General features: G+C 71.4%; 9 protein-coding genes. 7 read left to right on the top strand and 2 right to left on the bottom strand.

The annotated features are described in order from the left end of the window. Positions 1–163 precede the first annotated feature (163 nt). The 5 genes from AB6L24_RS28445 to AB6L24_RS28425 all read left to right on the top strand — a co-directional run bounded on the left by AB6L24_RS28445 (position 164) and on the right by AB6L24_RS28425 (position 7,359). Entirely contained in the window at positions 164–1,348 is a 1,185-nt protein-coding gene (locus tag AB6L24_RS28445; protein WP_405659878.1) for a sensor histidine kinase, read from the top strand. 282 nt (positions 1,349–1,630) lie between these two features. Next, positions 1,631–3,016, top strand: coding sequence for a sensor histidine kinase (locus tag AB6L24_RS28440; protein ID WP_405659876.1), 1,386 nt, complete (start codon positions 1,631–1,633; stop codon positions 3,014–3,016). 343 nt (positions 3,017–3,359) lie between these two features. Continuing rightward, positions 3,360–4,019, top strand: coding sequence for a response regulator transcription factor (locus AB6L24_RS28435; RefSeq protein ID WP_282916681.1), 660 nt, complete (start codon positions 3,360–3,362; stop codon positions 4,017–4,019). 330 nt (positions 4,020–4,349) lie between these two features. After that, positions 4,350–6,284: a 2-oxoacid:acceptor oxidoreductase subunit alpha gene (locus AB6L24_RS28430; protein WP_405659874.1), complete on the top strand. Its 1,935-nt coding sequence runs from the start codon at positions 4,350–4,352 to the stop codon at positions 6,282–6,284. Further along, the gene (locus AB6L24_RS28425; protein WP_405659872.1) at positions 6,277–7,359 is read left to right on the top strand and encodes a 2-oxoacid:ferredoxin oxidoreductase subunit beta; all 1,083 of its coding nucleotides are present in this window, start codon (positions 6,277–6,279) and stop codon (positions 7,357–7,359) included. The genes AB6L24_RS28430 and AB6L24_RS28425 overlap by 8 nt, the downstream gene beginning before the upstream one ends. Positions 7,360–7,472: 113 nt before the next feature. Here the strand turns inward: AB6L24_RS28425 and AB6L24_RS28420 are convergent, their stop codons facing one another. Continuing rightward, positions 7,473–7,862 (bottom strand): winged helix-turn-helix transcriptional regulator, encoded by a 390-nt coding sequence (locus AB6L24_RS28420; protein WP_405659870.1) that lies wholly within the window; start codon positions 7,860–7,862, stop codon positions 7,473–7,475. A gap of 110 nt (positions 7,863–7,972) precedes the next feature. Between AB6L24_RS28420 and AB6L24_RS28415 the strand changes: the two genes are divergently transcribed. Further along, complete coding sequence (locus AB6L24_RS28415; protein WP_405659867.1) at positions 7,973–8,833, top strand: SDR family oxidoreductase; 861 nt, start codon at positions 7,973–7,975, stop codon at positions 8,831–8,833. Between the two features lie 293 nt (positions 8,834–9,126). After that, complete coding sequence (gene rarD, locus AB6L24_RS28410; RefSeq protein ID WP_405663395.1) at positions 9,127–10,107, top strand: EamA family transporter RarD; 981 nt, start codon at positions 9,127–9,129, stop codon at positions 10,105–10,107. Here the strand turns inward: rarD and AB6L24_RS28405 are convergent. After that, a complete protein-coding gene (locus AB6L24_RS28405) occupies positions 10,043–10,930 on the bottom strand; it encodes an NAD(P)H-binding protein (RefSeq protein WP_405659865.1) in 888 nt (295 codons plus the stop codon). The genes rarD and AB6L24_RS28405 overlap by 65 nt on opposite strands. Between the last annotated feature and the right edge of the window lie 14 nt (positions 10,931–10,944).

The raw sequence follows: 10,944 nt of genomic DNA, 5'->3' as shown, positions 1-10,944 counted from the left end.
GTCACGTCCGTTCGACGATCTGTACGCACGGGAGTCTAGGGCCTGCTAAAGAAGAGGTAAGCAGACCGTCACGGCCAAGCATGGGCAGGGTGGGGTTAACCACAGTGCGATCCGGCGGTCCCCCTCATGGCGCGAGCGCGGCGAGCCGGGCACCCTTTGCGGTATGACCGCAAGCACCACGCCTTCGGAAGCCCCGCCAGAGGGCCCGCCGCCTGCCCGTTTCGCCTATGACGTGCACACCTGGAAGGAGATCACGCATCTCCTGGTGAACCTGCCGATCGGCATGGCCGGTTTCGTGTACGTGGTGGCGGCGCTGGGCATCGGCGGCGTCCTCTCGGTGACGGTGATCGGCCTGCCGCTGCTCGCGTTCGCGTTGTTCGGCGCGCGGCTGCTCGGCAAGGCGGAGCGCTGGCGCGCGCGGCTGCTGCTCGGCGTCCGGATCGAGGAGCCGAGTCCGATGCCGTCGCCTTCGCGGCGCGGCGGCAGCTTCCTCAACTGGCTCTGGTCCACCCTCAAGGACCCGGTGGGCTGGCGGACGATGCTGTACTGCTTCATCCGGCTGCCGTGGGCCGTGGTGACGTTCACGGTCATGTCCGTCGGGGTGTTCGTGCTGTGGCCGATCCTGCCGTTCATCGCGCGGCTGCTCGCCAACGCCGACCGGGCGATGGTGCGGGGCCTGCTCTCGCGCTCCGACGAACTGGAGCGGCGCATCGCCGAGCTGGAGTCGGACCGCGGGGTCGTCGTGGACACCGCGGCGGCCGACCTGCGGCGCATCGAGCGGGACCTGCACGACGGCGCGCAGGCGCGGCTCGTCGCCCTCGCCATGGGGCTCGGCCTCGCCAAGGAGAAGCTCCTGGAGGACCCGGAAGCGGCGGCGGCGATGGTCGGCGAGGCGCACGGCGAGGTGAAGCTGGCCCTCCAGGAGCTGCGGGACCTGGCCCGCGGCATCCACCCTGCCGTCCTCACCGACCGCGGCCTCGACGCGGCCCTGTCGTCGGTCGCCTCCCGGTGCACGGTGCCGGTGAAGGTGACGGCCGACCTGCCGACGCGCCCGGCCGCCGCGATCGAGGGCATCGCGTACTTCACCGTCTCCGAACTCCTGCAGAACGTGAGCAAGCACAGCGGGGCGCGGACCGCGAGCGTCGAGGTGTGGCGCTCCGACCAGCGCCTGCTGATACAGGTGTGGGACGACGGCCGCGGCGGCGCCAGCCTGGACGGCGGCAGCGGCATGGCGGGCCTCGCGGACCGGCTCGGCGCGGTGGACGGCCTGTTCGTCATCGACTCGCCGACGGGCGGACCGACGACGATCACGGCGGAGCTGCCGTGGCGGGACCGGAGCGCGGGCTGAGGGCCCTCCGGGCGCTGAAGGCCATCCGGGCCCGAGGGCTCTCCTGGTGCTGAGGACTCTCCTGGTGCTGAGGGCCCTCCTGGGCGCTGAGGGTGTTCCGGAGGCCGAGGGCCCCGCGGGTGCCACGCGCCCTCGCGAGGTAGGGAAAACCCCCCGCTCAAGACGCCGACCCACTCCATGGTCGCGACCGGGCGCCGGAGCGCACTCTGGGGGTACGACAAGGGGAAGCTCACGCGGGGCAGGCAAGAACCCGCGCGGGGACGAGCAGAACGGATGACAGCGATGGCCACGGATTACGGACAGGGGTACGGACACGTCATGGACGCCGACGTCGAGGACCACCGCGGCCACGGCGGTCAGCGGGGCGGCGGGCGCGACGAGGGCCGTCTCGGCCGCCTCCCGGTCGCCCTGCGCGCACCGCTGGAAGGGCGCGCGTGGCGTGAACTCCTGTACGTGCTCCTCTCGTTCCCGATCAGCATCGTCGGCTTCGTCTTCGCGGTCACGATGCTGTCGACCGGCGTGGCGCTCGCCGTCACGTTCATCGGCATCCCCGTGCTCGCCCTGGGGCTCATGGCCTGCCGCGGCTTCGGCGCCCTGGAGCGGATCCGGGCCCGGACGCTGCTCGGGGTGGACGTCAAGGACCCGCACCCGCTGAAGCCCCGGGACAAGGGCTTCATGGCGTGGATGGGGGCCGTCCTCAAGAGCGGGGTCTCCTGGCGGCACGTCCTGTACGCGCTGATCCACATGCCGTGGGCGCTCTTCTCGTTCGTCGTGACGGCGGTCTTCTGGACGTACGGCTGGGCGATGCTGACGTACCCGCTGTGGTTCTGGCTGTTCCCGCTCTACGGAGGGCAGGACGGGATCCAGCTCTACGGCGACGACGGCCACCGGATATACCTGGACAACCCCTTTGAAATCGGCCTCACCGCCGGTACGGGACTGCTCGTCACGCTGGCCACGCCCTGGATCGTCCGCGCCCTGACCACCGTCGACCGGCTGCTCGTCCTCGGCCTCCTCGGCCCCTCGCGCCTGGTGTCACGTGTCGTCGAGCTGGAGTCGGACCGCGGGGTCGTCGTGGACACCGCGGCGGCCGACCTGCGGCGCATCGAGCGGGACCTGCACGACGGCGCGCAGGCGCGGCTCGTCGCCCTCGCCATGGACCTCGGCCTCGCCAAGGAGAAGCTGGCCGAGGACCCTCAGGCGGCGGCGCGGATGGTGGACGAGGCGCACGGCGAGGTGAAGGTCGCGCTGCAGGAGCTGCGGGATCTGGCCCGGGGGATCCACCCCGCGGTCCTCACCGACCGGGGGCTCGACGCCGCGCTCTCCGCACTGGCCGCGCGGTGCACCGTGCCGGTGGAGGTCGAGGTGGATCTGGCCGCGCGGCCCGCCGCCGCGATCGAGGGGATCGCCTACTTCACGGTGTCCGAGCTGCTGCAGAACATCAGCAAGCACAGTGGGGCGGGGCGGGCCTCTGTGGACGTGTGGAAGGTCGAGGACCGGTTGATGCTGCAGGTCGGGGATGACGGGCGGGGTGGGGCCGATGTGTCGGCCGGGTCCGGGCTTGCGGGGCTCGCCGAGCGGCTCGACGCGGTGGACGGGATTCTGGTGGTCGAGTCGCCCGTGGGCGGGCCCACCTTGATCACGGCTGAGCTGCCCTGGCGGGGCTGAGCCCTCGCGGGGCGCCCCAGTCCCGCCCCTTCTCCGAAACCGGGGCTCCGCCCCTGGACCCCGGGGGCGGGCCGTCCCCTTCGGGCGGGACGGTCCGCCCCCGATCGGCGCTTCGCGCCTCGTCCTCAATCGCCGGACGGGCTGAAATGTGCCGGGGCTGGCTGAAATGGCCCTGGCCGCGGAGAGGTGCGACCCCCTCGACCGCCCGTGGCCGAGCCCTTCTCGGAGTCGTACGACACTCTTCACCTCTGTCCGGCGCGAGCTCGTCCGAATGCTGGGATGCTGGAGCCTGTCAATGGGGCGGGGACAGGCTGTGGGGGTCCAGAACATCGTGGAGGACAAGGTGCGGGTGGTCATCGCCGAGGATTCAGTGCTGCTCAGGGAGGGCCTGACCCGGTTGCTGACCGACCGCGGGCACGACGTCGTCGCGGGGGTGGGTGACGCGGAGGCGCTGATCAAGACGATCACCGAGTTCGCGGCACAGGGCACGCTGCCGGACGTCGTGGTCGCGGACGTGCGGATGCCGCCGACGCACACCGACGAAGGGGTGCGCGCGGCCGTGCTGCTGCGCCAGCGCCATCCGGGGCTCGGCGTGCTGGTGCTCTCGCAGTACGTGGAGGAGCAGTACGCGACGGAGCTGCTCGCCGGGTCGAGCCGGGGCGTGGGCTATCTGCTCAAGGACCGGGTCGCCGAGGTCAGGGAGTTCGTGGACGCGGTCGTGCGCGTCGCCCAGGGCGGCACCGCGCTCGACCCCGAGGTCGTGGCGCAACTGCTCGGGCGCAGCCGCAAGCAGGACGTCCTCGTGGGCCTCACCCCGCGCGAGCGGGAGGTCCTCGGTCTGATGGCGGAGGGGCGGACCAACTCCGCCATCGCGCGCCAGCTGGTCGTGAGCGACGGGGCGGTCGAGAAGCACGTGAGCAACATTTTCCTGAAGCTCGGGCTCTCGCCCAGTGACGGGGACCACCGGCGGGTACTCGCGGTCCTGACCTATCTCAATTCCTGACCTCAGTTCCTGACCTCAACACCTGACCTCGGTTCCGGGTCCCAGTGCCTGGGCCGAGGGCCCTTCGTCCCGCCACCGGGACAAGGTCACGCACAGCGACACCGCACCACCGCAACACGGTCCTAGAACCAAAGGATGAGCGGAGAGCGTCTTCATGAAAGGCCGGGGGGCGAGTCACAGCATGACAAATCAGGGCATCCAGCTGTCTCAAAGGTGCGTCCACCATGCGAGCGGCCCTAAGAAGGTGACCCTTACAGACGTAGGGTGGGCGATGGGAGGGCAGGGCGGCCTGCCGCTCCCGCACAGCCGCCTCGAGGGAGGTCCAGTTCAGTGACCAGCCAGGTCAGTAGCCCGGCCGAGCAGGCCGACGAAGCCGTCGTAGGGGAGCAGCGCAAGGCCGCTGCGGGCGAGAAGGACGTGCGTCGTCTCGACCGGGTGATCATTCGGTTCGCGGGTGACTCCGGTGACGGCATGCAGCTCACGGGTGACCGGTTCACCTCCGAGACGGCGTCCTTCGGCAACGACCTGTCGACGCTGCCGAACTTCCCCGCCGAGATCCGCGCCCCCGCCGGGACGCTGCCCGGTGTGTCGTCGTTCCAGCTGCACTTCGCGGACCACGACATCCTCACCCCGGGCGACGCGCCGAACGTGCTGGTCGCGATGAACCCGGCGGCGCTGAAGGCGAACATCGGCGACGTGCCGCGCGGCGCCGAGGTGATCGTGAACACGGACGAGTTCACCAAGCGGGCCATGCAGAAGGTGGGGTACGAGACCTCGCCGCTCGAGGACGGCTCGCTGGACGGCTTCCAGGTGCACCCGGTGCCGCTGACCACGCTGACGGTCGAGGCGCTGAAGGAGTTCGACCTGTCCCGGAAGGACGCGGGCCGGTCGAAGAACATGTTCGCGCTCGGCCTGCTCTCGTGGATGTACCACCGGCCGACCGAGGGCACCGAGAAGTTCCTGAAGACGAAGTTCGCCAAGAAGCCGGAGATCGCCGCCGCGAACATCGCCGCGTTCCGCGCGGGCTGGAACTTCGGCGAGACGACCGAGGACTTCGCGGTCAGCTACGAGGTGGCGCCCGCGTCCAAGGCGTTCCCCACGGGCACGTACCGCAACATCTCCGGCAACCTCGCCCTGTCGTACGGCCTGATCGCGGCCGCGCGCCAGGCGGACCTGCCGCTGTACCTGGGCTCGTACCCGATCACGCCGGCCTCGGACATCCTGCACGAGCTGAGCAAGCACAAGAACTTCGGCGTGCGGACCTTCCAGGCCGAGGACGAGATCGCGGGCATCGGCGCGGCGCTCGGCGCGGCCTTCGGCGGCTCGCTGGCCGTGACCACGACCTCCGGCCCCGGTGTGGCGCTGAAGTCGGAGACCATCGGCCTCGCGGTGTCCCTGGAGCTGCCGCTCCTGATCGTCGACATCCAGCGCGGCGGCCCCTCCACGGGCCTGCCGACCAAGACCGAGCAGGCGGACCTCCTCCAGGCGATGTACGGCCGCAACGGCGAGGCCCCGGTGCCCGTCGTCGCCCCGCGCACGCCCGCGGACTGCTTCGACGCGACCATCGAGGCGGCCCGGATCGCCGTCACGTACCGCACCCCGGTCTTCCTGCTGTCCGACGGCTATCTGGCCAACGGCTCGGAGCCGTGGCGCGTGCCGGACACCGACGAACTGCCCGACCTGCGCACGCAGTTCGCCTCCGGCCCCAACCACACGCTGGCGGACGGCACCGACGTCTTCTGGCCGTATCTGCGCGACCCGCAGACCCTCGCCCGGCCGTGGGCGATCCCGGGCACGCCGGGCCTGGAGCACCGCATCGGCGGCATCGAGAAGCAGGACGGCACGGGCAACATCTCCTACGACCCGGCCAACCACGACTTCATGGTCCGCACCAGGCAGGCCAAGGTGGACGGCATCGAGGTGCCCGACCTGGAGGTCGACGACGCGAGCGGCGACGCCCGGCTGCTCGTCCTCGGCTGGGGCTCGACGTACGGCCCGATCACGGCGGCGGTGCGCCGGCTGCGCGCCGCCGGGCAGAGCGTCGCGCAGGCGCATCTGCGCCACCTCAACCCGTTCCCGAGGAACCTGGGCGAGGTCCTGAAGCGTTACGACAAGGTGGTGATCCCCGAGATGAACCTCGGTCAGCTCGCCACCCTGATCCGCGCCCGTTACCTCGTGGACGCGGTCTCGTACAACCAGGTCAACGGCATGCCGTTCAAGGCCGAGCAGCTCGCCACGGCTCTCAAGGAGGCCATCGATGGCTGACACCACGCTCGAGGGGCCCACAGGTTCCGAGACGCTTCTGAAGCTCGTGCCCAAGGCCGAGGGCAAGCAGTCCATGAAGGACTTCAAGTCCGACCAGGAAGTGCGCTGGTGCCCCGGCTGCGGTGACTACGCGGTCCTGGCCGCCGTGCAGGGCTTCATGCCCGAGCTCGGCCTGGCCAAGGAGAACATCGTCTTCGTCTCCGGCATCGGCTGCTCGTCCCGCTTCCCGTACTACATGAACACGTACGGGATGCACTCCATCCACGGCCGCGCCCCGGCCATCGCGACGGGCCTCGCCTCCAGCAGGCGCGACCTGTCCGTCTGGGTCGTCACGGGTGACGGCGACGCGCTGTCCATCGGCGGCAACCACCTCATCCACGCGCTGCGCCGCAACGTGAACCTGAAGATCCTGCTGTTCAACAACCGGATCTACGGCCTCACCAAGGGGCAGTACTCCCCGACCTCCGAGGTCGGCAAGATCACCAAGTCGACGCCGATGGGCTCGCTCGACGCGCCCTTCAACCCGGTGTCCCTGGCGATCGGCGCGGAGGCGTCCTTCGTGGCGCGGACGGTGGACTCCGACCGCAAGCACCTCACCGACGTCCTGCGCCAGGCCGCCGACCACCCGGGCACGGCGCTCGTGGAGATCTACCAGAACTGCAACATCTTCAACGACGGCGCCTTCGAGGTCCTGAAGGACAAGCAGCAGGCCGAAGAGGCCGTGATCCGCCTGGAGCACGGCGCACCGATCCGCTTCGGCACCGACAACTCCAAGGGCGTCGTGCGGGACCCGGCCACCGGCGATCTGAAGGTCGTCGCGGTGACGGAGGAGAACCAGTCGCAGATCCTGGTCCACGACGCCCACGCCGCGTCCCCGACCACGGCCTTCGCGCTGTCCCGCCTCGCCGACCCCGACACGCTGCACCACACGCCCATCGGCGTCTTCCGCAGCGTGGACCGGCCGGTGTACGACACGCTGATGGCCGACCAGCTCGACGCGGCCATCGAGCAGCGCGGCAAGGGCGATCTTGCTGCGCTGCTGGCCGGCGGGGACACCTGGACCGTGGTCGGGTAAGCCCTTCGGCTGCGGGCCGTTCGTGGCTGGTCGCGCCCACGCGGCGGAGCCGCACATGCCAGAGCCCCGCGCCCCTCAGGGGCGCCTCCGGCACCGGAGCCCGGTCCTGACCGTCAGGACCGGGCTTCGTCGTACTTCGCGCGTGCCTCCAGCACGTCGTCCATCCGTCGGTCCGTCCACGCCGCGAGGGTGTGGACCAGCTCGGCGGCCTCACGGCCCAGGCCGGTGAGGGAGTAGTCGACGCGGGGCGGGATGACCGGCTTGGCGTCGCGGTGCACCAGTCCGTCGCGCTCCAGGGTCTGAAGGGTCTGGGTCAGCATCTTCTCGCTGACGGTCCGGCTGCCCAGGGCGCCGATCGCACGACGCAGCTCGCTGAACCGGTACGAGCGCTCGGCGAGGGTGATCAGGACGAGGACGCCCCAGCGGCTGGTGACGTGCTCCAGGACGAGGCGGTGGGGGCACATCTGCTCGGCGTCGAAGGTCCAGTTGGTACTTACGGCCATGCCAGTACCTTACTTCAAAGTGGGTACTTACGGATAGTTAGTGCCGGAGCTAGGGTGAGTGGCATACCACGTCACAACAGCCCTGAGCAGGGCATATGGGAGATTTCGCCATGAGCATCGTCGTCACCGGAGCCACCGGCCACCTCGGCCGCCTCGTCGTCGCGGGCCTGCTGGACGCGGGCGTGCCCGCCGGGCAGGTCGTGGCCGTCGTCCGGAACAAGGAGAAGGCCGCGGACCTGGCCGCGCGCGGCGTGGAGCTGCGCGTCGCCGACTACAGCGCCCCCGAGACGCTCGCCGGGGCCTTCGCCGCGGGCGACAAGGTGCTCCTGATCTCCGGCAGCGAGGTCGGACAGCGGGTGCCGCAGCACCGGGCCGTGATCGACGCGGCGCGCGCCGCCGGGGTCGCCCACCTCGTCTACACGGGCGTGCTCGGCGGACCCGCCGCCGACTTCGACCTGGCCGCCGAGCACAAGGTCACCGAGCAGGCGGTGCTCGACTCGGGCCTGCCGTACACGTTCCTGCGCAACGGCTGGTACCACGAGAACTACACGGAGCACCTGGCCCCGGTCCTGGCCCACGACGCCGTCGTCGGCAGCGCGGGCACGGGCCGGGTGGCCTCGGCCGCCCGCGCCGACTACGCCGCCGCCGCCGTCGCCGTGCTGACCGGCGAGGGCCACGAGGGCGTCGCGTACGAGCTGAGCGGCGACACCGCGTGGAGCTTCCCCGAGTACGCCGCCGAGGTCGCCGCGCACTCCGGCAGGCCCGTCACGTACAAGGAGGTCTCCCCCGCCGAGCACCGCGCCGTGCTGACCGGCGCCGGGATGCCGGAGCCGTTCGCCGCGATCCTCGTGGACGTGGACGCGGCGATCGGGCGCGGGCTGCTCGCCGGGGGCAGCGGCGACCTGGCCCGCCTCATCGGGCGCCCGACGACGCCGATGGGCGAGGCGATCGCCGCGGCGCTCAAGGGCTGAACCCCGCCGGGAGCACGCCTGGGATCACCCTGGAATCCCCCAGGATCACTCCAGGATCACTCCGGGATCACTCCGGAATCCCCCCCCGGGACCCCCCGGGATCACTCCGGGTTCGCCCCCGGGGCGGGCTGTCATGACCGTATTGCGATACGGACATGACAGCCGTGCCCCGGGGGCGCTACCTTCGTGCTCGGCAGCGAGCGGCTGCCCCGCACGAAGGAGGAGCCGTGACCCCAGCGCAGGCGAAGGCCGAGGCACGGATAGGTCTGCTCAACGGCTTCGCCGCGTACGGCATGTGGGGCCTCGTGCCCCTCTTCTGGCCGCTGCTCAAGCCCGCGGGCGCGGGCGAGATCCTGGCCCACCGCATGGCGTGGTCCCTGATCGTCGTCGGCGTCGCGCTGCTCGTCGTGCGCCGCTGGGCCTGGGCCGGTGAACTCCTGCGCCAGCCGCGCAAGCTGGGCCTGGTGACGGTGGCCGCGGCCGTGATCACCCTCAACTGGGGCGTCTACATCTGGGCCGTGAACTCCGGCCACGTCGTCGAGGCCTCCCTCGGCTACTTCATCAACCCCCTGGTCACCATCGCCATCGGCGTCCTGCTGCTCGGCGAGCGGCTGCGCCCGGTGCAGTGGACGGCCGTCGGCGTCGGCCTCGCCGCCGTCCTCGTCCTCGGCTTCGGCTACGGCCGCCCGCCGTGGATCTCCCTCGTGCTCGCCTTCTCCTTCGCCACGTACGGCCTGGTCAAGAAGAAGGTCAACCTCGGCGGCCTGGAGTCGCTCGCCGCCGAGACCGCCGTGCAGTTCCTGCCCGCGCTCGCCTTCGTGGTGTGGCTCGGCACGCAGGGCGACGCCACCTTCGCCACCGAGGGCTTCGGGCACGCCGCGCTGCTCGCCGCCACGGGTGTGGTGACGGCCGCGCCGCTGGTCTGCTTCGGCGCCGCCGCGATCCGGGTGCCGCTGTCCACGCTCGGGCTGCTCCAGTACCTGGCGCCCGTCTTCCAGTTCCTGCTCGGCATCCTGTACTTCCACGAGGCGATGCCGCCCGAGCGGTGGGCCGGGTTCGCGCTGGTGTGGCTGGCCCTGGTCCTGCTGACCTTCGACGGTCTGCGCACCGCGCGCCGGAACGCGGTGCGCCTCGCGCGGCGTAAGGCAGGCGAACCGCATGGGGGCTTCGCCCCCTCTCCCCCCTCTGTCAGCGCTTCGCGCCTCGTCCTCAAACGCCGGACCGGCTCCCCTCCCACGCCCCCCGCGCCGCAGTCGCCTTCACGTACTCCGTGAAGTCCCGCGGCTCCCGCCCCAGCACGTCCCGCACGCCGGTCGCCAGCGACGAGAGGTGGCCCTCGGCGACGAACGTGAAGAGGTCGGTGAGCTCCTGGGCCACGGCCGCGGGCACGCCGTCGGCGGTCAGCTCCGCCAGGAACTGCTCCGGCGAGATCGCCTCGAAGCGCATCGGGCGGCCCGACGCCTCCGCGATCTCCGCGACCGCCGCGCCGTAGGTGAGGGCGCGCGGGCCCGAGAGCTCGTACACGCGGTGGCTGTGGCCCTCCTCGGTGAGCAGCGCGACCACGACGTCCGCGATGTCCTCCACGTCGACGAACGGCTCCACCGTGTCGCCGACCGGCAGGGCGAGGCGGCCCGCGAGGACCGCCGCGTGGAAGAAGTCCTCGGAGAAGTTCTGCGCGAAGTTGTTGGCCCGGACCACCGTCCAGTCGACGCGCGCGTCCGCGACGGCCCGCTCGGCCCGCGCCATGCCCGGCAGGAAGGACTCGCCGGACACGTCGGCGCCGCGCCCGGACAGGACCACGAAGCGCCGCACGCCCGCCGCCGCGGCCTGCGCCACGAAGTCGTCGACGGGTTCCGGGTCCTCGGGCGCGATCAGGTAGAGCCCGGTCACGCCGTCCAGGACCGGGGCCCAGGTGGTCCGGTCGTGCCAGTCGAAGCGGGTCTCGCCGGAGCGGGACACCGCCCGCACGGTGTGGCCCGCGGCGCGCAGCCGGGGCACGACGCGGCGGCCGGTCTTGCCGGTGGCGCCGAGGACGAGGAACAGGGGGCTAGTAGGGCCAGTGGGGTCGGTGGGGCCGGCGTGAGGTGTTGTCGTCATGCGGCAAGCCAACC

The organism is Streptomyces sp. RK9 (assembly GCF_045070545.1).
GTDB lineage: Bacteria > Actinomycetota > Actinomycetes > Streptomycetales > Streptomycetaceae > Streptomyces > Streptomyces alboflavus.
Note: the sequence above shows the minus strand (reverse complement) of the source record. Positions and strands in the feature narration are given on the sequence as shown.

Coding starts and splice junctions, on each gene's coding strand:
- AB6L24_RS28445 (WP_405659878.1), top strand. CDS start 164: ATGACCGCAAGCACCACGCCTTCGGAAGCCCCGCCAGAGGGCCCGCCG.
- AB6L24_RS28440 (WP_405659876.1), top strand. CDS start 1,631: ATGGCCACGGATTACGGACAGGGGTACGGACACGTCATGGACGCCGAC.
- AB6L24_RS28425 (WP_405659872.1), top strand. CDS start 6,277: ATGGCTGACACCACGCTCGAGGGGCCCACAGGTTCCGAGACGCTTCTG.
- AB6L24_RS28420 (WP_405659870.1), bottom strand. CDS start 7,862: ATGGCCGTAAGTACCAACTGGACCTTCGACGCCGAGCAGATGTGCCCC.
- AB6L24_RS28415 (WP_405659867.1), top strand. CDS start 7,973: ATGAGCATCGTCGTCACCGGAGCCACCGGCCACCTCGGCCGCCTCGTC.
- rarD (WP_405663395.1), top strand. CDS start 9,127: ATGTGGGGCCTCGTGCCCCTCTTCTGGCCGCTGCTCAAGCCCGCGGGC.
- AB6L24_RS28405 (WP_405659865.1), bottom strand. CDS start 10,930: ATGACGACAACACCTCACGCCGGCCCCACCGACCCCACTGGCCCTACT.